This window comes from Ensifer sp. LC163 (assembly GCF_001695855.1).
Classification (GTDB): Bacteria; Pseudomonadota; Alphaproteobacteria; order Rhizobiales; family Rhizobiaceae; genus Ensifer.
Window position 1 is genome coordinate 85,646 of the sequence record NZ_MBSS01000012.1, and the last position, 25,179, is coordinate 110,824.

The following is a 25,179-nucleotide window of genomic DNA, read 5'->3' on the forward strand; positions in this document are numbered from 1 at the left end:
ACGCGAACGCGCCTGTCGCTCACCGTTATTTCAGGCCGCCCAAGTAAAGACAGTTCTAAATACGTGCGGGCTGCAGTTTCGACATGAAACGCCCGCCGGAAAATGTGCGCACGCCTATGTGCAAATATCAGATTATACTCACTTTAATCGATTAGCGCTTTTGTAATAACTTGTTGGCTAGGTTTCGCGCGGCTGCATTTTGCGTGCGGCCAAGCACAGGAATGACTCCCTGCTTCGGCATCCGCTCCGTCATGACGATCCAGAGCCGGAACGACTTATTCATGCACAAGCTTTTACGGACGCCGTTCCTCCGGAGTTATTCATGTCGCGCCTAAAGATATCACACACCCTCATTGCCCTCTTCCTGATGGTTGGCCTCATCGTCGCCGTGCTGGCGGTCGCTTCGCTTGGCGGCATCAAGATGATGAACGAACGCAACAACGAGATCGCCACGACCTGGCTGCCACGCGTCTCGCTCTCACGTGCGCTTGAAACCCAGCTTTCGGACACGCGCATGTCGTTTGCCCGGCACCTGATCTCGCTAACGCCCTTCGAGAAGAAGGCGGCCGAGAAGGTCATCGGCGAAACCGTGGATGGCTTCAACAAGCTTTCGGATGAATATGCCGCACTGATGGTCAGCGACGCCGACAGGGCAGCGCTCGAAAAGGTCAAGAGCGCCTACGAGGCCTATCTCTCGGTTTCCGCCGGCATGGTCAAGCTCTCCAACAATCTCGAAAACATGAAGGCGCAGAGCGTGTTCAAGGTCGAGATGCGCGAGACGGAACAGCTGGTCGACCAGGCGATCAAGGAAATGCGCGCGCTTAACCTTGCGGGTGCCGATGCTGCCGTTGCGGCCAGCTCCGCCACGCACGACCAGATTCGCACGATCGAAATCGCTGTCATCGCGGTTGCGGCCCTCATCGTGCTCGGCGCCATTCTTTATGCGATCCGCGGCATCGCCCGTCCGATCCAGATCATCACCCGGTCGATGGCAGGTCTCGCAAATGGCGATACCGCCACCGCCATTCCCTATGGCGTGCGCAAGGATGAGATCGGCGAGATGGCGCGCGCCGTCGAGGTCTTCCGCCAGGCAGCGATCTCCAATCTGCAGCTCGAGGAAGACGCCAAGGTACAGCGCGCTCAGGCAGAGGCCGAGCGCCGGCGCGTGACCGAAGAGGCCGAAGCCGCCGCACAGCTGCGTCTGCAGGAAGCAACCGCGGGCCTTGCAACCGGTCTTCGCCGTCTGGCAGCCGGCGACCTTGCCTTCCAGCTCAACGAACCTTTCGCGCCGGACTTCGAACAGCTGCGTCACGACCTCAACCAGGCCGTTGCCCAGCTGGCCGATACGCTGGCTGCCGTCTCCTCCAGCTCCGGCAGTATCGACAGCGGCGCACGCGAAGTCAGCCAGAGCGCCGACGATCTGTCGCGCCGCACCGAACAGCAGGCCGCGTCGCTCGAAGAAACGGCCGCCGCACTCGACCAGATCACGGTCAATGTCGGAAGCTCGTCCAAACGCACCAATGAAGCCCGCGCCGTCGCCAGCCAGGCAAACGAAAGCGCACACAAGTCCGGCGCCATCGTTTCCGGCGCAATCGACGCCATGGGCCGCATCGAGCATTCGTCGAGCCAGATCTCCAACATCATCGGCGTCATCGACGAAATCGCCTTCCAGACCAACCTGCTGGCGCTCAATGCCGGCGTGGAAGCCGCTCGCGCCGGTGATGCTGGCAAGGGCTTTGCCGTCGTTGCCCAGGAAGTGCGCGAACTGGCACAGCGCTCGGCCAATGCCGCCAAGGAGATCAAGGACCTGATCCGCAATTCGGCCGTCGAAGTGCAGAGCGGCGTCAAGCTCGTCCGCGAAACCGGCGAGGCTCTGCGCACGATCGAAGGCTTCATCGTGACGATCAACCAGCACATGGATGCGATTGCGGTGTCGGCGCAGGAACAGTCCGCCGGGCTTTCCGAGGTCAACACCGCCGTCAACCAGATGGACCAGGTGACCCAGCAGAACGCCGCGATGGTCGAAGAGGCGAACGCCGCAAGCGCGACGCTGGCGCAGGAGGCCGGTCGTCTGCGCGAGCTTATCGCCCGCTTCACCCTGGCCGAGGCTTCGGGCTACGGCTACGCGCCTTCGGCCGGCTCATCGCGCTGGGCGGCATAGTCCGAACGGGCGAAATTCTTGAGCGTACAAGTGAAACGGCCTGCGGAAACGCGGGCCGTTTCTTAGCTGTGGAGGTAGTTCCCGTGAAATTGCAGAGGTTTTAGTCGACAAATGTAGCAATTGTAACTATCAATAATGTTGCTGCCATTTGACATGGCACCTCATAATTTTCCAACGATGATCATGAAGAAGACATTCGAAGTTTCTGACAGGCTGTTTGAGCTTTATCACCGCGTCCACCGGCTGGTGAACGAGTCGATGACCGAGGAAGGCGTTTCGCTGGCGCGAAGCAAGTTCCTGTTCTTCCTGAGCAAGCTCGGTCCCTGTCGTTCGACGGATATCGCCTGTGCCCTGAACTTCGCGCCACGCACGGTCACCGAAGCGATCGACGGCCTCGAGCGCGATCGTCTCGTCATGCGCAAACCGGACCCCGAGGACCGTCGCGCCAAGATCGTCTCAATCACCGACACCGGGCGCGTCATTCTGGAAGCAGCCGAACATCCGCGCAAACAGCTGATCGAGGAAATCTTCTCGGCGCTCGACGACAAGGAACTCGACCAGCTCTTCGATATCGTCGGCAAACTCGTGGACAAGACCGACGAGATCCGCAAGCGCAAGGACGAGGCCGAAGCGGCCGAGATCGCGGTCGTTCGCTAAAGATTGCTCAGTCAATTACCGATAGCTGAAACAGAAAGAGGCCGGGACGTCATGTCCCGGCCTCTGCCGTTTTTCCCCTGGCCCGACGCTTACATCGCGTCGATGGCACCGATGGAGAAGAACAGCGTTTCGCCGGAAGAATCATCGACACCGTCGTTGTCGGTGACGACATAGCCGTTGCCGGCGGCATCGACGGTAAGGCCTTCGACCTTATCGACGACGTAACCGTTCAAAGCCTTCAGATCGGGAACGAGGTCGCGAACCTCTTCCTTCTTGACGACGGGGAGCTCGCTGCCGAGGGCTGCCGGCTTCAGGTCGGCAAGCGCGACACGGTAGAGCTTCTTCAGCTTGGCGGCCTGGCCGATCAGGTTGTCGCGTTCGATGATGTAGGCATAGTCGCCGTGGACCGAGATTTCGGACAGACCGACCCAACCGCCGTCCGCCTTTTCGAGCGGATAGCGGACCGCACCCCATTCCTCGCTCGACGGCTTGTAGGAGACGAGCTTGACGAAGCCCTTCTCGTCATCCTTCCATTCGCGCTGAACGGCCATCCAGAGCACCTGGTCGTCGCCTTCGCCGACGACTGTTACGCCTTCAAAGCCGAAGCGGGTCTCGCCGGCCCGCAGAGCTTCAGGCAGGGCGATCTCCTTTTTGATCTCGCCCTTCTTGTTCACGCGCAGCAGCGCGTGGCTGTAGAGCTTGTCGGAGTTACCCTCCGAAGCGAGCCAGAAGCCCCCTTCCCCATCATTGGCTACGCCTTCGATGTCGAGCTTCTGTGCCGGTGAGCCATCGCGGGTAATGCGAAGCGTTTCGGTGATCAGCGCCGGCTTCTGGGTCGCGTCGATGGTGAAGATCGTCGGCTGCGACGAATGGACTGAATCGTTGACGGCGCGCAGAAAACCGGGCTTGTCGGCAACCGCTGCCAGGCCGGAAAGCGCTCCGAACCCGACAGGCAGACCATCCTTGTCGGCCGAGCGGATCTGCGGATAGGCAGCTTCGCCTTCGCCGCGTTCGTAGATCATCACATGCGAGCGGGCACCGCCGTCTTCACCGAGATCGACTTCGTTGGCGGTGGCAAGCAGATTGCGGGACGGGATCGCGACAGCACCTTCCGGCGAAATGCCTGATGGCAGCAATTGCAGCAGTTCCGGCTCGGCGCCGGTGTCCTTGTAAACGCCGACGACAGATGCGCGTTCAGCAAGCACGAAGAACAGATTGTCGTCGCCGAACTTGGCGGCCTCGAGGCCCTCCGGCTCGACACCCTTGGCCGACGAGCGCTTCTCCGGATAATGGCCGATCGACGCGATCGCGTGCTCGAAGCTCGCGCCCGATTCGAACAGGACCTTACCGGCCGTGTCGAAGATCGTGAAGCCGCGCGAACCACCCTCATAGTCACCTTCGTTGGCAACGACGATGCGATCGTCGTCAAGCCACTTGACGGCGTCAGGTTCGCGCTTGCGGCCCGACTGCTCGTCCTTGAAGGCGATAGCACCGTCGCGCTTGGTGTCGATGTCCTTGAGGTCGGCTGCGCCGGCGGAGAAATGCGTCTTTACCGCCGCGGACTTGGCGTCGATGATGACGATGTGGTTGTTTTCCTGCAGCGTCAGCGCGATCTCGTCCTTGCCGTTGAAGGAGACGAATTCCGGCTCTGGATCGTCGCCAGCAATTTCGGCAAGACCCGTCAGAGTCACGTGCTTGATCGTCGCGCAATCGGCAACGCCGTCCTTCAGAGACAGGATCACCAGATCGCCGGCAGGCATCTGCGGGATCTTGCCGTCGTTGACCTCTTCATCACGCTCATTTTCGATGGCGATCGCGGTAAGCGTGCGGTCCTTGTTGACAGCGACGGAGTCCGGCTGACCGCCGAGATCACAGGTCGCCTCGACCTTCTTCGAGGCAACGTCGACGGTGGCGAGGAAGCCGGAAGGCTTTGTGAAGCTTTCGCGCGTATTGACCGCGACCAGCGCCTTGGCACCGGCGACAGTCACCGATGTCGGCTCTCCCTCGAACGAAACAGTGCCGGCGGCCTTCGGCGCCTTGGCCTCGGTGATGTCGATGAGGCCGATGCGCTTCCCCGGGCTATCGGAATAAATCAGCGTGTTGCCGTCTTCGGTTGCGGCGATGATTTCCGCGGATGTCGCTTCCTTGCGGGCATCACCCTCGGGCAGGTTGTCGGCAACGGCGAAGGACGCAATACGATTGAACACCGGTTCGGCGGCAGCCGGAAAAGCAACGGACGCGAGAAGCATGGCGGCGAGCGCTGTTCTGCATGATGAAATGGTCATGAAATCCCCCATATCGAATATTCAAAAACAAGGGGGTTCTGCGGGATGGCGATGACAGGCGCATGACAACCCCGCGCCTTTGTTGTGCAGCGTTGCGCTACGCGGTCGCGCGCTCGCGTTTCATCTCGTTGCGCATGATAAAAAGCGAGGCGCCGAGGATCAGTACAGCCCCTAGCCAGAGATACCCGCTCGGCGCATAACCGAAAACGATCCAGCCGGCCAACACGTTGAGCGGCAGCTTGAGATCGTCGAAAGGCTGCACATAGGCGGCGTCGGCGACGGTATAGGCCAGCGTCAATAGATATTGCGCCACCACCGTCAGCAGCCCCGCCAGCACCAATAGCGCAAGGATGGTGCCGCTCGGCACGGCAAATCCTGTCGACAGCGCCAGCACGCCGTTGATCGGCGTCAGAAGCACAAGCAACCAGACCGTTATCGTCTCCGGACGCTCGATGCCCGTCAGGCTCTTGGTGATCAACGACGACGCCCCCCAGAGCAGTGCCGAGAGGATGGGCAGCAAGGCTGCCCAGGTGAAGCTTTCCGACCAGGGCTGCAGGATGATCGTGGCGCCAGCAAAGCCGACTGCCGCCGCAGCCCAGCGCGCAGCACCGACGCGTTCGCCGAGGAAGAGGCGCGCACCGAGAATGATGAAGAACGGCGACGTCATCACCAGCGCGATGGCCTGCCAGATCGGAACCGAAGCCAGCCCCGAAACCCAGGCCCCCACACCCAGCGCCGCAAGGGCAACGCGAACGACGTGACGCCAGGGATAATCGGTGCGCATCGCCGACAAGCCGACCCGAAACAGGAACGGCAGGGAGAAGACGAGCGCGAATGCATATTGCCAGAAGGCGGTCGAAGTGGCGGAAAAGCCGAGCTGCATCGTCATCCATTGCGTGACGACATTCAGCAGAGCGAAGGCGACGCCGGCCAGTATCATCCAGGCGGCACCGGCCATGGCGCGGGAGGTGAAAAGTGCTTGGGTAGTCTCGCTCATGTCCTTCATCCGCAAACAGGGACCAACACAAATCAGGACGCATGAGCGCAGGGCGCGACAACGGACAGCGCTGCCCTTCGCACCCACGATCATTCTCTTTCATCCGGACTATGACCGTCGGCTCCGGAGTTGCACCGGATCTGCTACCTTCCGGCGCAAAACCGCCGGAAGCGCTCGCGGGCTTGGGCTTACTGCATAATTTTCTCCTTAAATCGGATCCGATTTAAGGAGAAAATTATGCAGCAACTTTCAAGCGTCACAGCGTCCTTTGGGCGTCATATTTGACGCGTGGCGCTGTTAGCCCTTACCGCCGGTGGGGACTTTCACCCCGCCCTGAGAACAGGCTGAGCCCTAGACCAAAGACCGCCCTGCCGCAAGGCCACCCGAAAAGCAAAAGGGTCCGGCGTGAGCCGAACCCTTCAAGACTTGGACTGCCGGCCTCGTATCCGGCCGTCAAGCAAACTCATCAGCCGTTAACGGCATCCTTCAGGCCTTTGCCGGCCGTGAACTTCGGAACGTTGCGTGCCGGGATGTCAACTTCAGCGCCCGTGGACGGGTTGCGGCCCTTGGAGGCTTCGCGACGCGAAACGGAGAAGTTGCCGAAACCGACGAGGCGAATGTCGCCGCCGTTCTTCAGTTCAGCCTGGATGGTCTCGAAAACTGCATCAACTGCGGAAGATGCGTCGGTCTTGGAAAGTCCGGCCTTCTCAGCAACGGCAGACACGAGCTCATTTTTGTTCATGTTTCCACCCCTTTCAAAATGGTTCGAAACAACTGTGTTTTTAAGCCGCGGCGGCTTGCGCATCGCCCGCGTCTTGCCATTCCCAATTGCGCCTAATCCCTTGGAATGCAAGGCTTGCGGCATGCTTTTACAACAAAAAAGACCGGCCAAAGGCCGGTCTTCCTTGTTTTTCCACCAAATGGGCTGCCGGGGAGCACAATTGCACCCACCCGTGCCTGTCGATCAGTGGGCGATGGAAGCGCCCGCTTCATCCTGCGAATCAACGGCGGCGACTGGTGCCGGCTCATTTGCAGGGTCCCATTCGATCGGCTCCGGGACGCGGACCAGAGCGTGCTCAAGCACTTCACCCATCCGCGAAACGGGGATGATCTCGAGCACGTTCTTCACGTTGTCCGGAATTTCAGCGAGATCCTTGGCGTTCTCCTCAGGGATCAGCACCTTCTTGATGCCGCCGCGAACCGCCGCCAGCAGTTTTTCCTTCAGGCCGCCGATCGGCAGCACGCGGCCGCGAAGGGTGATCTCACCCGTCATCGCCACGTCCTTGGAGATCGGGATGCCGGTCATCACCGACACGATCGCCGTCGCCATGGCAACACCGGCCGACGGGCCATCCTTGGGCGTCGCACCCTCCGGCAGGTGCACGTGGATGTCGCGCTTGTCGAACAGCGGCGGTTCGATGCCGAAGTCGATCGCCCGCGAGCGCACGTAAGACGCCGCCGCCGAAATCGATTCCTTCATCACGTCGCGCAGGTTGCCGGTAACGGTCATCCGGCCCTTGCCGGGCATCATGACGCCTTCGATCGTCAGCAGCTCGCCGCCGACCTCAGTCCAGGCAAGCCCTGTGACCACGCCGACCTGATCGTCGCGTTCGGCTTCGCCGTGACGGTAGCGCGGTACACCCAGGTAATCCGGGATGTTTTCCGCGGTGACTGCCACTGCCTTGGCCTTGCCCTTGATGATCTCGGTTACCGCCTTGCGGGCCAGCTTCATCAGTTCGCGCTCGAAGTTACGAACGCCCGCTTCACGGGTGTAGGTCTGGATGACCGCCATCAGCGCACCGTCGGTGACCGAAAACTCTTTCGGCTGCAGCGCGTGATCGCGGATCGCCTTCGGCAGTAGGTGCCGCTTGGCGATTTCCAGCTTTTCCTCTTCCGTGTAGCCGGCGATGCGGATCACTTCCATGCGGTCCATCAGCGGCGCCGGAATGTTCAGCGTGTTTGCCGTGGTGATGAACATGACGTTGGACAGATCGTATTCGACTTCCAGGTAGTGATCCATGAAGGTCGAGTTCTGTTCCGGATCCAGCACCTCCAGCAGAGCCGAGGACGGGTCGCCACGGAAGTCCTGGCCCATCTTGTCGATCTCGTCGAACAGGAAGAGCGGGTTGGACTTCTTCGCCTTCTTCATCGACTGGACGACCTTGCCGGGCATCGAACCGATGTAGGTGCGGCGGTGACCGCGGATTTCCGCTTCGTCGCGAACGCCGCCCAGCGCCATGCGCACGTATTCGCGGCCGGTCGCCTTGGCGATCGACTTGGCAAGCGACGTCTTGCCGACGCCCGGAGGGCCGACGAGGCACAGGATCGGGCCCTTGATCTTCGTCGAACGCGCCTGGACGGCGAGATACTCAACGATTCGTTCCTTGACCTTGTCGAGGCCGAAATGATCGACGTTGAGCACTTCCTCGGCATGGTTCAGGTCGGTCTTGATCTTGGACTTCTTGCCCCACGGCATGCCAAGCAGCCAATCCAGATAGTTGCGCACGACGGTTGCTTCCGCCGACATCGGGCTCATCTGGCGCAGCTTCTTCAGCTCCGCGTCAGCCTTTTCGCGCGCTTCCTTGGAAAGCTTGGTCTTGGCGATACGCTCTTCGATTTCGGCCATCTCGTCGCGGCCGTCTTCGCCGTCGCCGAGTTCCTTCTGGATCGCCTTCATCTGTTCGTTGAGGTAGTACTCGCGCTGGGTTTTCTCCATCTGGCGCTTGACGCGCGAGCGGATACGCTTTTCCACCTGCAGGACGGAGATCTCGCCTTCCATGAAGCCGAGCGCCTTTTCGAGACGCATCTTCACGCTGGTGGTTTCCAGCATTTCCTGCTTTTCGACGATCTTGATCGACAGATGCGACGCGACGGTGTCGGCGAGCTTCGAATAATCCTCGATCTGGCTCGCGACGCCGACCACTTCCGGAGAAATCTTCTTGTTGAGCTTCACGTAGCTTTCGAACTCGGAGACGACCGAGCGGCTGAGCGCCTCGATCTCGACCGGATCTTCTTCCGGCTCGTCGAGCGCCTGTGCTGTCGCTTCGTAGAATTCCTCGCGCGGCGTGTAGCTGTCAATCTTGGCGCGCGTGCGCCCTTCGACCAACACCTTGACGGTGCCGTCGGGCAACTTCAGCAGCTGCAGAACGTTGGCGATCGTACCCACATGGTAGATCGCGGAGGGTTCCGGATCGTCGTCCGTCGCGTTGATCTGGGTGGCAAGCATGATCTGCTTGTCGGTCCCCATGACTTCTTCCAGCGCACGGATGGACTTTTCACGGCCGACGAAGAGCGGCACGATCATGTGCGGGAAGACTACAATGTCGCGGAGCGGCAAGACCGGATAGGTCGCGCTTTCAGTCGCCGGAGACGTTTTGCTCGTCATGTCATTTCCTTTCCGTCCCGATTTCGGGCCCGTTCCCGGGAGCCACAGCGGCACTCCCGGTTGTCATATTTTCCACATGAAAGTGGAGTGCTAGAGAGTCCTTTTCAAGGCTCGACGCGACATCCACGATCAATGGCCGGGTCCTTCTGACTACGCTTTATTGCTGTTGCGTACCTTGCGACGGAAAACGAGGCTTCAAGGATAGGCAACGGCCGAGGCCCTTTACTGAATCGTCACATCATTGCGTTGTTAAGACACTTTAGCAACAACCGAATTGTTAAATCGCCTGCTGCGGAAGCCATCTCAACAACTAAGTGTAAGGTCATGAAAAAGCCCGCACGAGGCGGGCTTTTCAGATCCGATCTGCGTGCCTCGATCAGGCCGAAACGTTGGTCTTCTCTTCCGAGCGCTCGGAATAGATGTAGAGCGGCCGTGCGGCACCCTTCACGACCTCGTCGGAGATCACGACTTCGCGAACGCCTTCGAGCGTCGGCAGCTCAAACATCGTGTCGAGCAGGATCTTTTCCATGATCGAGCGGAGACCACGGGCGCCGGTCTTGCGCACGATGGCACGACGGGCGATCTCGCGCAGCGCGTCCTCGTGGAAGGTCAGCTCGACGTCTTCCATCTCGAACAGGCGCTGGTACTGCTTGATCAGAGCGTTCTTCGGCTCGGACAGGATCTGGATCAGCGCATCTTCATCGAGGTCTTCGAGCGTCGCCAGAACCGGCAGACGGCCGATGAATTCCGGGATGAGGCCGAACTTGACCAGATCTTCCGGCTCAAGTTCGCGCAGAACCTCGCCGACGCGGCGATCTTCCGGGGAGCGAACCGTTGCACCGAAACCGATCGACGTCTTCTCGCCGCGGGCGGAGATGATCTTGTCGAGGCCGGCGAAGGCGCCGCCGCAGATGAACAGGATGTTGGTGGTATCCACCTGCAGGAATTCCTGCTGCGGATGCTTACGGCCACCCTGAGGCGGCACCGAAGCGACGGTGCCTTCCATGATCTTCAGGAGCGCCTGCTGCACGCCCTCACCCGAAACGTCACGGGTGATCGACGGGTTGTCGGACTTGCGCGAGATCTTGTCGACTTCGTCGATGTAGACGATGCCGCGCTGGGCGCGCTCGACATTGTAGTCGGCAGCCTGGAGCAGCTTCAGGATGATGTTTTCGACGTCTTCACCGACATAGCCGGCTTCCGTCAGGGTCGTCGCATCGGCCATCGTGAAGGGCACGTCGATGATGCGCGCAAGTGTCTGTGCGAGATAGGTCTTGCCGCAACCGGTCGGGCCGACGAGCATGATGTTCGACTTCGCCAGCTCCACATCGCTGCCCTTGGCCGCGTGGGCCAGGCGCTTGTAGTGGTTGTGCACCGCGACCGAAAGAATGCGCTTCGCCTGCTGCTGACCGATGACGTATTCGTCGAGGACCTTGATGATTTCCTGGGGGGTCGGAACACCATCGCGGGACTTGACCATCGAGGTCTTGTTCTCTTCGCGAATGATGTCCATGCAGAGCTCGACGCATTCATCGCAGATGAAAACCGTCGGTCCGGCAATCAGTTTGCGGACTTCGTGCTGGCTCTTGCCGCAAAACGAACAATAAAGCGTATTCTTCGAGTCACCGCCGTTGCTACCGCTGACCTTGCTCATTTCCATTTCCTTCCAGCACGCCGGACACCTTCGGACAGATATCACGGTCCACTCAATTCGCCCCGCGCAAAGACCTGCGCCGCATTAAGAGGGCTTCCGGGAGTACCCACCGTATCAGGGCATTTTGCCCAAGATTCGGCCGCAACGACTCTCCCACCTAACTCTGAACCCTATGCCTTCACAGCTCAACATAGCATTAAGGGTTCATCTTAGCGGCTTTACCCCCTCGATAAAGCCCTTATCACCATTACAATTGTGTCACAATTGCATCTATCGTGACACAAAAGCGCGCTATCACGCCTGCTCTGCAGCCTCGGTCGCTTCGCGCGACGTGATGACCTTGTCGATCAGACCCCAGTCGAGCGCTTCGTCGGAACTCATGAAATGGTCGCGATCGAGCGTCTGTTCAACCTCTTCGTAGGTCCGGCCGCAATGCTTGACGTAAACCTCGTTCAGGCGACGCTTCATCTTGAGGATGTCCTTGGCGTGACGCTCGATATCAGAGGCCTGGCCCTGGAAGCCGCCGGACGGCTGGTGCACCATGATGCGCGAATTCGGAGTAGCGAAACGCATGTCCTTGTGACCTGCAGCCAACAGGAGCGAGCCCATCGAAGCGGCCTGGCCGATGCACAGCGTCGAAACCGCCGGCTTGATGAACTGCATGGTGTCGTAGATCGCCATGCCGGCGGAAACGACACCGCCCGGCGAATTGATGTAGAGCGCGATTTCCTTCTTCGGATTCTCCGCTTCAAGGAAAAGAAGCTGGGCGCAGACGAGCGTTGCCATCTGATCTTCAACCGGGCCGGTCAGGAAGATGATGCGCTCTTTCAGAAGGCGCGAAAAGATGTCGTAGGAACGTTCGCCGCGGTTGGTCTGCTCCACAACCATCGGCACCAGCGCCATGGCGGTATCAACTGGATTTCTCATATCGAACCTTCATCAATCGGGCCCGCAAAACCTTTGCGAACCGGGAATCACAGGATTAGCCTTCTGCCCCTACATAGAGTGTCAACACCCTTCACTTCAAGTCGCCAACGTCCGATAACCTTAATCGGCGGCACCCTTCCGGCCGAAGAACAGCGGTCCTCCACCCTTGATTGCTGATAGAACGTTTTTTCGCCGCCGCCTTTGCCAATGCCCCGGCTTTTGCGCTTTCCGCACAACATTCGCCACCGCTGGGTAAACGGACGGTAAACGGGGGCGCGCGCCGCCACTGACGTCAGAGCTGCGATTCGATCGGCAGAATACGGATGATCCTGGCGATGACGCGCCTCAGCAAGCTGGCGTCGGGCTCGCGCCGCAGCAGCCGCTCGGTCCCGTTGGTTCGGTCGCGCCAGACGAGCCGCGCACCCTCAAGGCTCAGCCGGTAGCTGACGGACGGGGCCGTCTCCTCCTCGAACATCGCGGCGAGTTCGCCGGCAAGTGCTGCATCCGCAAACACGACGCCCATTTCGGTGTTCAACGATGCCGATCGTGGGTCGAAGTTCATCGACCCGACGAAGCCGTTCAGGCCATCGACGACAAAGGCCTTGCTGTGCAGGCTCGCATTGCGCCGGCCAAACAGCGACATGCGATGGCTTTCGCCGGTATCGCCCTGCTCTTTCAGTTCGAAAAGCTCGACACCGGCGCGCACGAGGTTTCGACGATACTTCACATAGCCACCGTGAACGGCCGCGACGTCGGTCGCAGCCAGTGAATTGGTCAGCACCGCGACCCTGGCGCCCTTCTTCACCAGAGCTGTCAGTTCGCGCGTCCCGGCCATGCCGGGAATGAAGTAAGGCGAAATGATGCGCAGATCGTTCTTTGCCGCCTGGATCAGCGGGAAGAGTTCGCGCAGCAGCCAGTTCTGCCGCTTCTGCATCAACGCCTTCTCGGGCGGGTCGGACTCAAGGCGAACGTCGTTGATCCAGTACAGTTTTCTCGAGCCGCTATAGAAGGTTTCTTCGGCCATCGCGTCAGCCACTCGCTCCAGATAGAAACGGGCGGCAGGCGTGCGCGCATGGGCGTCGAGCGTCTCCCTCAGCGCCGGCAGATATTGCTTGCGGGGGGTGCGCAGCTTGGCGATCGGCAGCACGGACGTGCTGTTCCAATAACGATCGAACATTGCCGTCGCCTGATCGACTACCGGCCCGATCATCCAGACATCGAGGTCACGAAAGTTCGAAAGCTCCGCGGCGTCGAAATAGGCATCGCCGATATTGCGGCCACCGGCGATGGCCAGGCGCGCATCGGAAACCCACAGTTTATTGTGCATGCGGCGCGTGGCGCTGAAGGCGCGGATAGCCATCTCGAAACCGCGGCGGATACGATCGGTGCGGGCACGACTTGGATTGAAGAGCCTGACCTCAATGTTCGCATGGGCATCGAGCGCGATACACATCCGGTCGTGGATGCCGGCATTGATATCGTCGAGCAGCAGGCGCACGTGGACGCCGCGGTCCGCTGCCGACAGGATTTCGCGCGTGAGCAAGAGACCGGTCAGGTCATCTTTCCAGTAATAGTACTGCAGGTCGAGGCTGCGGCCGGCCCTGCGGGCCGCATGCGCCCTGACGACGAAAGCTTCGATGTTGTCAGAGATCAGCGATATGCCATTCTTTCCGGAGCGGGTGCGCAGCAGAGGACCTACGGCCCGATCGAGTTCGGTATCGGCGTCGGCGACAGGGAGTGCGGCTGACGGGTCTCCGTGGGGACGCCGACCGAAGCGACCATAGACATAGAAGATCGCTGCGCCGAACGCACCGCCGATGGCGACAACGGCAACAAAGACAAAGGACAACATCACCTGCCCGCCAGAAAGTGTCTCAGGCCGATCCGGCCCGGCTCACTTCAATCCGTTCCTTGTTATGGCCTTCCCGCTTGCCAACCTTCAGATCGATCGATGCCTTGACCGGCAAATGATCGGAAGCGACGCGGGCCAAAGGGGAATCGTGCACGGCCACCGACGTGACCAGGCTGTGCGGATTGCCGAGAACGCGGTCGAGCGGCAACAGCGGAAAGCGGGAGGGAAAGCTCGCGACGGTCGCATGCGACGGATCGAAGATCGGGCTGAGGAAGGACAGGGACGATCGTTTGCCCATGCGCCATTCGTTGAGATCGCCGATTAGCAAAGTCGGCCTTCCGCCCGCGTCGGATGCCGCCTCGATGATCGCCTCGGCCTGCTGGGCGCGGGAATGGCGCAGCAGCCCCAGATGGGCCGCGATTACCCGCAACGGCCCCATCTTGAGGTCCAGATCGACAACAAGCGCGCCGCGCGGCTCGACGCCCGGCAGCCTCAGTTGCTGGACATCAGAAACGGCCCCCTCGCGCAGAAGGAGAACATTGCCGTGCCAGCCATGGCCCTTGGTGGAGAAGCCCGAGATCGGGACGGATACGAGATGCGCTTCACGCCGCAGGTGTTCCAGGTCAAGGAGCCCTGCCCGCTCGCCGAACCGCTGGTCGGCCTCCTGAAGGGCGACGATATCGGCGCCGAGCTCGCCGATCACCTGGGCTGTACGGCCTGGATCGAAGCGGCCATCGGTGCCGACGCATTTGTGGATGTTGTAGGAAGCGATGACGATATCGCCGCGGCTGACCGCCGCCTCCCGGCTGACGACTGTGGGTCGGCGCTTGCGGATTGCCGCCACGATGCCCGCCGATAGACTGCTCTGGTTTTTTGCCATGCCGCTCCCTGCTTGCTGCCGCATCATGCGCAAATAGGTCGCCGGACGCCACTGAAAAAGGTTTCGGACAGAAAGTTGTTCCGCTTGAAATGACGGGAGCGGCATTTCTTGAGGCTCGACACGGGCACTTTTGCGCTCGGGCATCGTGTGGCCAGCGCCGCTCCAAGACGAGCCAACCGCCGCGAATTTCCAACTGTTTCAGGCTAGCACGCGATGGCGGGCAGCAGCCCGCCATCGCACGCGCAATCGTCAATCCGCCGGGCCGGCAAACAGGATCAGATTGCCGTCGGGATCAAGGACGATGAAGTTCCGTGCACCCCACGGCTCGGTGCGCAAGGGATCAGGACATTGACTGGCGGAGAGCCATGTTGTCAACGCGCTGACACGCAACCCGAACGCCTGTTGCGACAACCGCATGGCCGGGCTGTTGATCGGCCAGCCCTGCACGACTTGCGCCCTTGCGGGCGGAAGCCCGACGCCCTTAGAAATAGCTGTCTTAACCGCTTTGCGAAGAGCCAGCACCATGCCGCCCAAGCCCGCCATCACCATCGACAGTGCCGAGCGGCGCGTTTCGATCGACGTGCACAACCCGGATTTCTATCGTTCGCCATCGTCGGCCTACGCAGAGATTCACGCTCACTGCCCGGCATTTTACTGGAGCGAGCGCGAGCAATGGTATTTTGCGGGCTATGATCAGGTGAATGCGTTGCTGCGCGACCGGCGTTTTGGCCGGCAGATCCTGCACGTGGCGACCCGCGAAGAACTCGGCATGCCGGCACCGAAGCCGCATCTGAAGGATTTCGACGCACTCGAGGAGCATTCGCTGCTGGAGCTCGAACCGCCGGCCCACACCAGGCTTCGCACCCTCGTCAACCGCGCCTTCGTCTCAAGGCAGATCGAACAGTTGCGGCCGGACATCGAACGTCTGTCGCACACAGTGATCGACGGTTTCGAGCGCAATGGTGAAGTCGAATTGCTGAAAACCTATGCCGAAACGATCCCAGTCACCATCATCGCCCGCATGCTCGGCATTCCCGTCGAAGCCGCGCCGGACCTTCTCGACTGGTCGCATCGCATGGTGCGAATGTACGTCTTCAATCCAAGCCACGAGACCGAACTCGACGCCAACCAGGCATCCGTCGACTTCGCCGACTACCTGAAGACGATCATCGCCGAGAAGCGCCTTAGGCCGGCTGACGATCTGCTGACGCACATGATCACGTCGGAGAAGGACGGAGAGCGATTGTCAGAGGCAGAGCTTGCCTCCACGGCCGCCCTGCTTCTCAACGCCGGCCACGAGGCGACCGTGCATCAGATCGGCAATGCGGTGCGAACGATCCTGCAGTCGGGCCACGCGCCTGGAGATCTGTTCGCAACCGAGGCGACGACCGAACTTGCGATCGAGGAATGTCTGAGATTTGCGGCACCGCTGCATATCTTTCAGCGGTACGCGCTGTCGGATATAGAGCTCGAGGAAGGGATCACGCTTCGCAAGGGCGACAAGATCGGCTTGCTCCTTGGCGCTGCCAATGTCGATCCCCGAAAGTTCAGCGACCCTTACCGCTTCAAGCCCGCGCGCGACGAAGGCGCCAACGTCTCGTTCGGTGCTGGCCTGCACTTCTGCATCGGGGCGCCGCTCGCCCGGCTCGAACTCAAGCTGTCGCTGCCGATCCTGTTTCAGCGCCTGCCCGGCATGCGGCTGAAACAACAGCCGGAGGTCAAGGACAGTTTCCATTTCCATGGACTGGAGCGGCTGGACCTCGTTTGGTGACGGCGCGCTCTGCCCGGTTTGCGCAAAGCAAAACGGCTTCGACGCCACCGCCGAAGCCGCTTGATCCCAGTTGTGGAGGAGCGCGCGCCTGAGCCTCAGACGGCGGCCGCCGCCCGTTCGATACCGTAGCGAGCCGCCGGTCTGTCATGCGAAAGATTGGGCGCCAGCACGAGGCGCGCCGTGGTGAAGGCTTCCCAGTCGGCAGCGTCGGGCAGTGATGGGATGGTGACCAGTTCTCCCCGGTCGAAACCGGCAAGTGCCGCATCGACGAGATCGGTGGCGTCCATCACCATCGACGGATCGAGCCGGTCGATCGAGCCGCCGGCCCGATCGAAGATTTCGGTGCGGGTCAGCCCGGGCAGCACCGCCTGGACCTTGACGCCCTTGCCCGCCGCTTCCGTGTTGATCGACTGGGTCAGGTTGAGCACGAACGCCTTGGTGGCGTTGTATGTGCCGTGGAACCGCTCGGGCACCAGCGCCACGACAGAGGCGATGTTGATGATCGATCCCTTACCGCGGGCTGCGAATGTCTGGGCGGCGGCGATCGCCAGCCGGTTCACCGCGACGACGTTAAGATCGATCATGGCTTCGAGGTAATCCAGGTCATCGGCGAGCAGCGGCCCCTTCGGGCCGATCCCGGCATTGTTGACGAGGAGTTCAATCGCCGCGTCTTCACGCAGGCGCTTCTCAACGCTCCTAACGTCATCCCGCAGCGTCAAGTCCGCCTTCAGCACATCGACGGCGACGTCATATTGCGCCGACAGCTTGGCAGCGAGGTCGGAAAGACGCTTTTCGTCGCGCGCCACCAGAACCAGGTCATGGCCGCGTTGCGCCAACCGGTCCGCATAGGTCGCGCCGATGCCCGAAGAAGCGCCCGTCACCAGCGCCTTACCCTTTTTCTCCACTGCACTCATTGTCGGTTTCCTTGTTCCGATTTCAATTTAGTGGTATATGCCACTAAATATACAGCAAACTGGACGCTGCGCAAGAGTGGCGCTACCAAAGTCGAAAACGGGTGCCGCAGCCCGACGGAGGAAACGATGGACGACACACCGAAGGGCATCTGGGACTTCTGCACCAACAGCGCGCTGAAACGCGCCTCGCGCCAATTGGGACAGCTCTATGAGGATGTGCTCGCGCCGAGCGGATTGCGCGGAACGCAGTACTCATTGCTGAGTCAGATCGCCCACAGCAAAAATGCGTCGCTGCGTACACTCGCGGATCTGCTGGTTATGGATCTATCGGCACTGGGCCACACGCTGAAACCGCTGATCCGCGACGGTTACGTCGAGCTCGTGCCCGACGCGTCTGACCGGCGGGTGAAGCGCGTTCAGCTGACGCCGTTCGGCGTCAAGAAACAGCAGGAGACGACGGATCTTTGGCGCAAGGCGCAGGCGCGCTTCGAAAATGCCCTCGGCAAACAGGAAGCCGAAGCGCTGCGGCGGGCGCTGAACGGGATCTCGGAAGCCGCGTTCGCCGAAGCGTTCACACGGGCGCCGGACGGCAGCGAGCCGGGCGCAACCGGATAACGGGTCGATCAGAGACGGATGACGTAATCCTTGCGGGTTGTCTCGATGACCTCCCACGTTCCCTTGAAGCCGGGCCTGATGACCATGCTGTCGCCGGCGCGCAGATGCACCGCTGCGCCGCCGTCTTCAGTGACGACCGAGTAGCCGGACAGAATATGGAAGTACTCCCATTCGTCATAGACGATCCGCCATTTGCCCGGCGTGGATTCCCAGACGCCGGCATAAAGCCCGCCATCGGCCTCCTCGACGTTCCAGGTGCGGAACCGGGGCGTGCCCGCGATCAGCCGATCGACCGCGGGTTCGCCGAGTTCGGGCTCGAACGCCGACAGGTCGAATTTCTGCATCTTCACCATAGGTCACAGCTCCGAAGGAGACGGGATTAAGTACCCATCATTTGGATGTCCTAACTACGTGTATTACTTTGGCAGGCCAAGTTGGCACCGACCCGTTTTCGGCGGCCTGGACCTTCTGATCGAGGATCGCTTTCCCAGATGAACACGGTCGCGACACGGCAGACAATGTGATAGCTTGATAAACCTCTTCGTCCGTCATCACATTCCGGTTCGGCTTGAATTGATGGAGCGTCGCTTCTGGCGGCTTCCGAAAGGCGATCTTCTCCATCTCTCAGTAAACTACGGTATTTTACTCTGGCTGCGCCGATACCGGTACTATCCTCGGGCGGTCGTTTTCGCAAGGGAGTGGAGACATGAGCGAAATAAAACAGCCAGGCCCCAACACCCCGGTTCCAAGTGCTGCAGATTTGCGAAAAGCCCTGTTAGAAAAGCAATTGGCCTCGATGGATCGTGAAGACGCGATCAGGTCGCGGCAGCGGGAGGAGCGCGCCAAGTTCGCCGATGAATTCTTCAAGTCGCACGTCAGCGACGAAGAGCGGGCAATTATCCGCAAGGTCGTGATGAGAGCGGTTTCCGACGGGAAGATGGAGGCGCTTGTATACAGTTTCCCATCGGATTTCTGCACAGATAGCGGGCGCGCGATCAACAACAGCCAACCGGATTGGCCCGAGACGCTGCAAGGCAAGGCCAAGGAGCTTTACGACCGCTTCAAACTGGTGGCGCAGCCACAGGGCTACCGACTGAAAGCGATGGTTATCAGTTTTCCCGGCGGCGTACCGGGTGATATCGGCTTCATCCTGAACTGGGAGCAGCCGATCGCCTAGCGCAACGCACAGTGATGGCAGCTGCAGCGCGCAGTCCGACCATCAGCGCTGCGGTCGATTTCTGTTCGTGCATGAAAAGCCGCTGGGAGCGCGAGCATGGACGAGAACCGAACTCGCAATGACGAGGGCATCGATACTGCGAAAGGTACACTCCCAGCGATCGAGACACGGATCACCGATTTTGTCAGGCTGGGCATCGTTGGGTTGTTTGCCTATTGGTCGCTCACGCTCGTAGCGCCGTTTGCCATTATAGCAATCTGGGCCGCCATTCTAACTGTCGCACTCTATCCCGCCTATGCGCGGCTCCGTCTCATGTTGGGCGGTCGCGGCCGGCTTGCAGCGCTCACTATTACCCTGTTCAATCTCGGCATAATCATCGGCCCGTTGGCCGCCATTATCTTCGGCTCGGCGGAAGCGGCACAGGCGCTTTTCACGAAGTTCAAAGACGGCGGCATCGCCGTCCCGCTTCCTGCCGAAAGCGTGCGCCACTGGCCGCTGGTTGGCGAACGTCTCTACGCAAACTGGGTGCTTGCCTCCAGCAACCTCGACGCCCTGATCAAACAACTCGAGCCGTCCCTTCTGCATGTCGGCAGTTCTGCGGTCGGCATCATTGCCAGCATAGGTGTCGGGCTGCTGGGCTTCGTGGCGTCGGTGATCGTAGCCGGTTTTCTGTTTAGGCCTGGGCCCCGCATCGCCAATGTTATCATGACGTTTGCAGACCGGATCGCCGGCCAAAGGGGTCTCGGCTTCATCAAGATGACAACCTCGACAATCCGAAACGTGGCGAGAGGCGTCATCGGCGTTGCTCTAATTCAAACATTTCTCTGCGCGATTGTGCTTCACATATTCGCCGTGCCGTTGCCCGGCCTGATCGCCTTTGCAGTCCTCATCCTCTGTATCGTTCAAATCGGTCCGGCGCCCGTATTGCTGCCGCTGGCGATTTGGGGTTGGTCTACGCTTGACGTGGGCACCGCGCTCGCGTTTACGCTTTTGCTCGTCCCCATCGGATTGATCGACAACATCATGAAGCCAATTCTGGTCGCCCGTGGTCTCTCGACACCGATGCTCGTTATCCTCATCGGCGTGCTTGGCGGCACACTGTCATATGGCCTCATAGGCCTGTTCCTGGGCCCGATCGTACTGAGTGTCTTCTACGATCTGCTACTCGTCTGGTTGCGAGCCGGAAGCGAGACGCAGCAACAAGGGCCCACGGCCTGATCCCGCGCGCTCCTTCAGAGGTGGCGCGGACGGGAAGTCCCACCCCCCAAGGGCTCACTGGCGCGTGTCAAATACGTCGGGCACGTAATTGCGTGGCGTCGTGTCGTCGACCCATCCGTCAGGTCTTTTCTGCCGTTTCCCCAGATCCGGTTTCTGGAATTTGACCTTCTCGTAGGGAATCGACTTCAGAATATGGGTGATGCAGTTGATCCGCGCGCTCTTCTTGTTGTCCGACGGAACCATCCACCAGGGCGCGTGCTGGCTATCCGTCATTCGGATCATGTCATCGTATGCCCGCGTGTAGTCCCACCACCGCTGATAGGATTCAACATCCATCGGGCTCAGTTTCCATTGACGCAACGGGTCTTCAATCCGGCGGCGAAAACGACGCTCCTGCTCGTCCTCGCTAACGGTCAGAAAATACTTGAGTAAGGTCACGCCACTTTCGACAATCGCGGCCTCGAAACGCGAGGCGAGCTCGAGGAACCGGCGCGCCTGCTTGTCGGTGCAAAACCCCATGACGCGCTCGACGCCCGGCCTGTTGTACCAGCTGCGATCCAGGATGAGGACTTCACCCGCAGCCGGCAGCAGTGTGATATAGCGCTGGATGTATATCTGGGTCTTCTCGCGATCGGTCGGCGCCGGCAATGCGACGACGCGAAAGACGCGGGGACTGACGCGCTCGGTGAGACGCCTGATGACGCCACCCTTGCCGGCCGCATCGCGTCCCTCGAAGATGATCACCACCCGCGCGCCCGACTTTTTTACCCAGGCTTGCAGATGCGCGAGCTCGACCTGCAGCCGCTGCATTTCCTTTTCATAGCGCGCCGTATTCTGTTTCTTGCTTTCACCATTTTGGTTCATCGCCTTATCGGCCTTCTTATCCATTTTCATTCCTCCTGATGCTGGCCCCGCACGCCTGCCGCGGCGGTCGCCTCCTGTGGGAAATTCTTCGGATCAAATGCCTGGAAAGCGCGAAAAGCGTCGTCGAGATCAGCGAACACAAATGCCTCGCCGATCTGTTGCAACACGCCGGCTCGTTCCAGCAATTCCTTGACTTCGGCGTGGAGTTCTGCGAGCGCCAGCGTCGTGCCGCGTTTAGCGAGATCATCGCGAACCCCGGCCAGCATCACGGCGGCAGTGCTATCGATCTGAACGATTGCGCTGGCGTCGAGGACAAGCCAACGGGTGTCCGCAGGCAGTTCCTCAAAAATTGTCCGGATGCGTGATTGCACGTAGTCGGCATTGAAAAAGAGAAGGCTGCCTTGGATAAGGCAGACCGCGAAGCCCGGCACGGGGCGCGCGTCGGGCGTGCGATGAAGCTTGTAGAATCCATCGCGCCCGGCAAGCCGGCCAAGCAGCGCATCGCGCGGAAACATCATCTTCAGCAGGAGGTAGATGAGGGTCGCGGCGATCGCGATGACAACCCCGTTCAGAACGCCGAGGCTGATTGCACCCCACATGGTGACAAGTGCGAATGCGAATTCCACACGACTTACGCGCCAGATTTGTCGAAGTTCTCCGACATCGATGAGACTGATGGCCGCTGCCGCCAGAATTGCGCCGAGGGTTGGCGTTGGCAATATGTTCAGAGCGCCGCCCAGATAAAGCAGGGTGATCACGAGTGCGGCGGCCGACACCAGGCCGGCCAGTTGTGACTTGCCGCCCGCCGACAAATTGATGGCGGTCCTGGAGTCGGACATGCTGACCGGGAATGCGCCGAACGCTCCCGCCGCTACGTTGGCAGCACCGATGCCCACAAGTTCCTGGTCTGCGTCCACGTGTTCGCCGGTTCGTGTTGCAAAGCTGCGCGCCGCCACGATGCCTGATCCGAAACTGACAAGGAAAATCGCCCCGGCACCGAGCAGCACCTTGTCCAAGGGAAAGGCCCAAATCGGAGGTAGTGAAAGGCTGGGGATGGAAGAGGGTATATCGCCGACCACCGCAACCCCCATCCCCTTGAGGTCGAGCACAGCCGACAATGCCACCGAAATGACAATTGCGATGACAGGACCGGGGACAGGAAGTCGTAGCGCCGTCGCAATCTGCAAAAGCACGAACATCGAGCCTGCGAGTATCAGTGACGGCCAATGGATGTCGCCGCTCTTTTGCAGAAGCTCGAAGAGCGGCGCGAAAAGCCCGTCAGCCTCGATGGAGAGGCCGGTAAAGCGGCCGATCTGACCCACAAGTATAGAAAGGGAAATCCCGGCGAAGAAGCCGACCAGAATGGGTCGGGAAAGAAATGTCGCCAGCACGCCGAGATGCAAGAGACGCGCGGCAATACAAAATCCGCCAACGGCCAAGGCCAACACGGCCGCGATGGCGACACGGTCGTGCGAGGCAGCCGCCGGCATTGCCGCAATGATCGACGCAATCGCCGCCGCGAGCACCGTCATGCTGGCAGCATCCGGTCCGACGATCATTCGATGCGACGGACCAAAGACAGCATAAGCGGCCGGGGCCGCAATACTGGCATAAAGCCCAACCTCGGGAGGAAGACCGGCAATCGCCGGATACGCAATGGCACTTGGCAGCCCGACCGCCGCTATCGCCAACCCTGCCGAGATATCGTTAGGAAGCCACGCGGCGCGAAAACCACCAAAACCGGAGAAGACCGGCAGGTGAAAGCGATCACTCATTGCGCACTCCCTAACCGGTCAAACGACTTCTGTTCGGTCTTTTGCGCACTCCCCTCCACGCGCCCGTGCACGTTCCTGGCCAAGGAGGTCTCTCCGGTCGATGAAGTCGGCAACACTTTGGGAAGCGTCGTGTCGAACCTTCGCCAAGACCGAGGAGTTTCGCCAACCGGTCAAATATATCGCTCAAACAATAAAAGGGCTTGTAGCATCGTGTAGTATCGGGTGCTCCTGGCCGCATCCTTATCGCAACTTTCGCAGACCTACTCTTCGGGTACTGCCAGCCCTGCCTGGCGTATGCCGTCTATAAATTTCGCCTGGTCGATCGGGCGGGAAACGCGCATGGCAACTTCACGACGGATGTTGCGTACGAGTTCGGGCGCATTGGTGCGAAGCCATTGCAACTCCTGCGCAGCCTCCTCGGCCTGCCCGGAGCGGCCGAGGATCGCGAGCAGTATCAGATGGTAGATCGGATTCGTCTGCATATCGGCCAGCCGGGCCCACCGTTCCGCCGTCCGATAATCGCCCGAGATGTAGGAACAGATCGCCAGGGCCGTTTCGAAGTAGCCAAGCGGTCCGGGGTTCCGCTCGACAGCGCCGCTCACCAGCTCGCAGCCTTCCGGCCATTGACCCGACAAGGCAAGTCGGAACCCATACTCCCCCGCGAGTTCGGTATCGTTCGGGTTGATCGCCATGGCGCGGGCGCCAACCTTCAACGCCGTATCGATTTCCCCACGAAAGAAGAACCCGAGCATTTCCGCCTGGAGCGCCCGAACATTCTGCGGATCCAGTTCAACAGCACGCGCTGCGGTCTCGACGGCACGGTCCAGAGAGACCGGCGACGCTTCGTCGAAACGATAACGAAAGCGAAGCTCATCGATATAGGTCAGGGAAAGGAGCGCCCACGCGGTGGCGTAGTTCGGGAATCTCGCGACTGCTTTCTGCAGGCAAGTCTGTACCGAGGCGTGCGTTTGGGGATCGAGGTCAGCCCGATAGCCATAGTAGGCAAGCGTGCATGCGTATGCCTCCCAATCCTGGGGCGCTGATTGCGTTAGGTTTGTGGCATCGGTCCGAAAAATGATCCCGTAAGGTTGAGCCAACGCCGTCGCAACCGCTCTCGCCACTTCCGCCTCAACTGTGAGGAGGTTGCGAACATCAAACACCTCGTCGTAGTTGCTCGCCCATATGATGGACTGATCCGATCTTTGGACCAGGCGGACGCTCAGTCTCAATTTGGTGCTGTCGACGCGGACAGTTCCTTGCAACGCATAGAGCGGCGGTTTGGAGCCAAATGCCTTCGCAGTTGGCAGGTCGGAGGCACGCCCCGCCACCACCGCTATCTCTTTAAATTTGACGATTTGGCTGATCACCTCATCCGTCAGCCCACGGGCGATTGTGGACGAAAGCTGACCATTCGACAGGTCCTCAAAGGGCTCTACCAATATTCGCGGAATATCCGGCTGGGCTTCGTTCTGCTTGGTAAGCGCATTTCCCTGTCCCGCAGGCAACTCGGTCAGTTGGGGCAATATGGTTACGATGAAGACGATCGACGCCGATGCGGCGACGCCGAGCGCCAGCCACGCCGCAGCGGTCGTTGCGCGTCATCAATCTCGTTATGGCCATTCGCCTCGGCCGGCATACGGCGCGTAAATGTCGGAACATATCCGCCTTTCGGCATCGCTATGATGATCGGATCCTCACGCCCAGCGACCAAGTAGTAGCGTTCGAGGGCGCGGCGCACCCGCCCGGCCTCAATGCGCACGGCCGGATCGGCTTGGGCGTCGAAGGACGTTTCTCTGCCAAGGACGTTTCTCTGCCGAAGACTTCCGTCGCGATCGTGTATGCCTTTATTCGCCCGGACCTGCCTGCGATCGCTTCCTCTATGACATAGCCTAGAAACTTGCGCGCACGTTCAGGCGTGTCAAACTCGGGACTGGACCGGATCCGGTCGAGTTGCGCGCGTATCTCGTGTTCGCTTGGGAGCGTTGTCGGTTCGTCAACGGCACTCGCTCTTATGGCAAGAGTCATGTCCTCCCCCTATGTCCCGATG

General features: G+C 60.4%; 18 protein-coding genes, 2 pseudogenes and 1 riboswitch. Of the genes and pseudogenes, 6 read left to right on the plus strand and 14 right to left on the minus strand.

Going from position 1 to position 25,179, the window contains the following annotated elements; all coding sequences use genetic code 11:
• Nucleotides 1-322: 322 nt before the first annotated feature.
• Both BC360_RS10300 and BC360_RS10305 read left to right on the plus strand, forming a co-directional pair.
• Entirely contained in the window at nucleotides 323-2,161 is a 1,839-nt protein-coding gene (locus BC360_RS10300) for a methyl-accepting chemotaxis protein (protein ID WP_065795142.1), read from the plus strand.
• A 183-nt stretch (nucleotides 2,162-2,344) separates the two neighbouring features.
• On the plus strand, nucleotides 2,345-2,818 hold the full coding sequence (locus BC360_RS10305; RefSeq protein ID WP_065787331.1) for a MarR family winged helix-turn-helix transcriptional regulator: 474 nt from the start codon (nucleotides 2,345-2,347) through the stop codon (nucleotides 2,816-2,818).
• 89 nt (nucleotides 2,819-2,907) lie between these two features.
• Here BC360_RS10305 and BC360_RS10310 read toward each other — a convergent pair whose 3' ends face one another.
• The 9 genes and pseudogenes from BC360_RS10310 to BC360_RS31440 form a co-directional block, all read right to left on the minus strand.
• Nucleotides 2,908-5,115 (minus strand): esterase-like activity of phytase family protein, encoded by a 2,208-nt coding sequence (locus BC360_RS10310; RefSeq protein WP_208858171.1) that lies wholly within the window; start codon nucleotides 5,113-5,115, stop codon nucleotides 2,908-2,910.
• Nucleotides 5,116-5,200: 85 nt separating this feature from the next.
• A complete protein-coding gene (locus tag BC360_RS10315) occupies nucleotides 5,201-6,109 on the minus strand; it encodes a DMT family transporter (RefSeq protein ID WP_413813737.1) in 909 nt (302 codons plus the stop codon).
• A gap of 78 nt (nucleotides 6,110-6,187) precedes the next feature.
• A riboswitch (FMN riboswitch) is annotated at nucleotides 6,188-6,445 on the minus strand.
• A 121-nt stretch (nucleotides 6,446-6,566) separates the two neighbouring features.
• The gene (hupB, locus tag BC360_RS10320) at nucleotides 6,567-6,842 is read right to left on the minus strand and encodes a DNA-binding protein HupB (protein ID WP_034803616.1); all 276 of its coding nucleotides are present in this window, start codon (nucleotides 6,840-6,842) and stop codon (nucleotides 6,567-6,569) included.
• Nucleotides 6,843-7,064: 222 nt separating this feature from the next.
• Nucleotides 7,065-9,485, minus strand: coding sequence for an endopeptidase La (lon, locus tag BC360_RS10325; RefSeq protein WP_065787147.1), 2,421 nt, complete (start codon nucleotides 9,483-9,485; stop codon nucleotides 7,065-7,067).
• Between the two features lie 376 nt (nucleotides 9,486-9,861).
• Nucleotides 9,862-11,139, minus strand: a complete 1,278-nt coding sequence (clpX, locus tag BC360_RS10330; protein ID WP_053247031.1) for an ATP-dependent Clp protease ATP-binding subunit ClpX — start codon at nucleotides 11,137-11,139, stop codon at nucleotides 9,862-9,864.
• A 294-nt stretch (nucleotides 11,140-11,433) separates the two neighbouring features.
• A complete protein-coding gene (clpP, locus tag BC360_RS10335) occupies nucleotides 11,434-12,066 on the minus strand; it encodes an ATP-dependent Clp endopeptidase proteolytic subunit ClpP (RefSeq protein WP_065787149.1) in 633 nt (210 codons plus the stop codon).
• 292 nt (nucleotides 12,067-12,358) lie between these two features.
• On the minus strand, nucleotides 12,359-13,918 hold the full coding sequence (locus BC360_RS10340; RefSeq protein ID WP_065795144.1) for a phospholipase D family protein: 1,560 nt from the start codon (nucleotides 13,916-13,918) through the stop codon (nucleotides 12,359-12,361).
• Between the two features lie 22 nt (nucleotides 13,919-13,940).
• On the minus strand, nucleotides 13,941-14,798 hold the full coding sequence (locus BC360_RS10345; RefSeq protein ID WP_065787151.1) for an endonuclease/exonuclease/phosphatase family protein: 858 nt from the start codon (nucleotides 14,796-14,798) through the stop codon (nucleotides 13,941-13,943).
• 249 nt (nucleotides 14,799-15,047) lie between these two features.
• A pseudogene (locus BC360_RS31440) lies at nucleotides 15,048-15,137 on the minus strand (VOC family protein); the annotation flags it as partial.
• Between the two features lie 184 nt (nucleotides 15,138-15,321).
• Between BC360_RS31440 and BC360_RS10355 the strand changes: the two are divergent.
• On the plus strand, nucleotides 15,322-16,569 hold the full coding sequence (locus tag BC360_RS10355) for a cytochrome P450 (protein ID WP_065795146.1): 1,248 nt from the start codon (nucleotides 15,322-15,324) through the stop codon (nucleotides 16,567-16,569).
• Nucleotides 16,570-16,664: 95 nt separating this feature from the next.
• Here the strand turns inward: BC360_RS10355 and BC360_RS10360 are convergent, their stop codons facing one another.
• Nucleotides 16,665-17,483 carry an SDR family NAD(P)-dependent oxidoreductase gene (locus tag BC360_RS10360; RefSeq protein ID WP_065795147.1) on the minus strand — a complete coding sequence of 273 codons (819 nt, stop codon included), beginning with the start codon at nucleotides 17,481-17,483 and terminating at the stop codon, nucleotides 16,665-16,667.
• 126 nt (nucleotides 17,484-17,609) lie between these two features.
• Here BC360_RS10360 and BC360_RS10365 point away from each other — a divergent pair, with 126 nt between their 5' ends.
• The gene (locus BC360_RS10365) at nucleotides 17,610-18,098 is read left to right on the plus strand and encodes a MarR family winged helix-turn-helix transcriptional regulator (protein ID WP_065787154.1); all 489 of its coding nucleotides are present in this window, start codon (nucleotides 17,610-17,612) and stop codon (nucleotides 18,096-18,098) included.
• 8 nt (nucleotides 18,099-18,106) lie between these two features.
• On the opposite strand, the gene BC360_RS10370 is transcribed toward BC360_RS10365, so the two are convergent.
• On the minus strand, nucleotides 18,107-18,451 hold the full coding sequence (locus tag BC360_RS10370) for a cupin domain-containing protein (RefSeq protein WP_065787155.1): 345 nt from the start codon (nucleotides 18,449-18,451) through the stop codon (nucleotides 18,107-18,109).
• A 353-nt stretch (nucleotides 18,452-18,804) separates the two neighbouring features.
• On the opposite strand from BC360_RS10370, the gene BC360_RS10375 reads away from it, so the two are divergent.
• Nucleotides 18,805-19,275 carry a hypothetical protein gene (locus BC360_RS10375; protein WP_065787156.1) on the plus strand — a complete coding sequence of 157 codons (471 nt, stop codon included), beginning with the start codon at nucleotides 18,805-18,807 and terminating at the stop codon, nucleotides 19,273-19,275.
• A gap of 96 nt (nucleotides 19,276-19,371) precedes the next feature.
• Nucleotides 19,372-20,493, plus strand: coding sequence for an AI-2E family transporter (locus BC360_RS10380; RefSeq protein WP_065787157.1), 1,122 nt, complete (start codon nucleotides 19,372-19,374; stop codon nucleotides 20,491-20,493).
• Nucleotides 20,494-20,547: 54 nt separating this feature from the next.
• Here the strand turns inward: BC360_RS10380 and ppk2 are convergent, their stop codons facing one another.
• The 3 genes and pseudogenes from ppk2 to BC360_RS10395 all read right to left on the minus strand — a co-directional run bounded on the left by ppk2 (nucleotide 20,548) and on the right by BC360_RS10395 (nucleotide 25,157).
• Nucleotides 20,548-21,381: a polyphosphate kinase 2 gene (gene ppk2, locus BC360_RS10385; protein WP_065795148.1), complete on the minus strand. Its 834-nt coding sequence runs from the start codon at nucleotides 21,379-21,381 to the stop codon at nucleotides 20,548-20,550.
• Nucleotides 21,382-21,383: 2 nt separating this feature from the next.
• Nucleotides 21,384-23,132 carry a SulP family inorganic anion transporter gene (locus BC360_RS10390; RefSeq protein ID WP_065795149.1) on the minus strand — a complete coding sequence of 583 codons (1,749 nt, stop codon included), beginning with the start codon at nucleotides 23,130-23,132 and terminating at the stop codon, nucleotides 21,384-21,386.
• A gap of 260 nt (nucleotides 23,133-23,392) precedes the next feature.
• A pseudogene (locus tag BC360_RS10395) lies at nucleotides 23,393-25,157 on the minus strand (hypothetical protein).
• Nucleotides 25,158-25,179: the final 22 nt, after the last annotated feature.

Excerpts from the sequence above, each read along its gene's own strand:
- hupB (WP_034803616.1), bottom strand. The coding sequence starts at position 6,842 with ATGAACAAAAATGAGCTCGTGTCTGCCGTTGCTGAGAAGGCCGGACTT.
- BC360_RS10380 (WP_065787157.1), top strand. The coding sequence starts at position 19,372 with ATGGACGAGAACCGAACTCGCAATGACGAGGGCATCGATACTGCGAAA.
- BC360_RS10305 (WP_065787331.1), top strand. The coding sequence starts at position 2,345 with ATGAAGAAGACATTCGAAGTTTCTGACAGGCTGTTTGAGCTTTATCAC.
- BC360_RS10355 (WP_065795146.1), top strand. The coding sequence starts at position 15,322 with ATGCCGCCCAAGCCCGCCATCACCATCGACAGTGCCGAGCGGCGCGTT.
- BC360_RS10310 (WP_208858171.1), bottom strand. The coding sequence starts at position 5,115 with ATGGGGGATTTCATGACCATTTCATCATGCAGAACAGCGCTCGCCGCC.
- clpX (WP_053247031.1), bottom strand. The coding sequence starts at position 11,139 with ATGAGCAAGGTCAGCGGTAGCAACGGCGGTGACTCGAAGAATACGCTT.
- BC360_RS10300 (WP_065795142.1), top strand. The coding sequence starts at position 323 with ATGTCGCGCCTAAAGATATCACACACCCTCATTGCCCTCTTCCTGATG.
- BC360_RS10345 (WP_065787151.1), bottom strand. The coding sequence starts at position 14,798 with ATGGCAAAAAACCAGAGCAGTCTATCGGCGGGCATCGTGGCGGCAATC.
- BC360_RS10315 (WP_413813737.1), bottom strand. The coding sequence starts at position 6,109 with ATGAAGGACATGAGCGAGACTACCCAAGCACTTTTCACCTCCCGCGCC.
- clpP (WP_065787149.1), bottom strand. The coding sequence starts at position 12,066 with ATGAGAAATCCAGTTGATACCGCCATGGCGCTGGTGCCGATGGTTGTG.
- BC360_RS10365 (WP_065787154.1), top strand. The coding sequence starts at position 17,610 with ATGGACGACACACCGAAGGGCATCTGGGACTTCTGCACCAACAGCGCG.
- BC360_RS10375 (WP_065787156.1), top strand. The coding sequence starts at position 18,805 with ATGAGCGAAATAAAACAGCCAGGCCCCAACACCCCGGTTCCAAGTGCT.
- ppk2 (WP_065795148.1), bottom strand. The coding sequence starts at position 21,381 with ATGGATAAGAAGGCCGATAAGGCGATGAACCAAAATGGTGAAAGCAAG.
- BC360_RS10360 (WP_065795147.1), bottom strand. The coding sequence starts at position 17,483 with ATGAGTGCAGTGGAGAAAAAGGGTAAGGCGCTGGTGACGGGCGCTTCT.
- lon (WP_065787147.1), bottom strand. The coding sequence starts at position 9,485 with ATGACGAGCAAAACGTCTCCGGCGACTGAAAGCGCGACCTATCCGGTC.
- BC360_RS10340 (WP_065795144.1), bottom strand. The coding sequence starts at position 13,918 with ATGTTGTCCTTTGTCTTTGTTGCCGTTGTCGCCATCGGCGGTGCGTTC.
- BC360_RS10390 (WP_065795149.1), bottom strand. The coding sequence starts at position 23,132 with ATGAGTGATCGCTTTCACCTGCCGGTCTTCTCCGGTTTTGGTGGTTTT.
- BC360_RS10370 (WP_065787155.1), bottom strand. The coding sequence starts at position 18,451 with ATGGTGAAGATGCAGAAATTCGACCTGTCGGCGTTCGAGCCCGAACTC.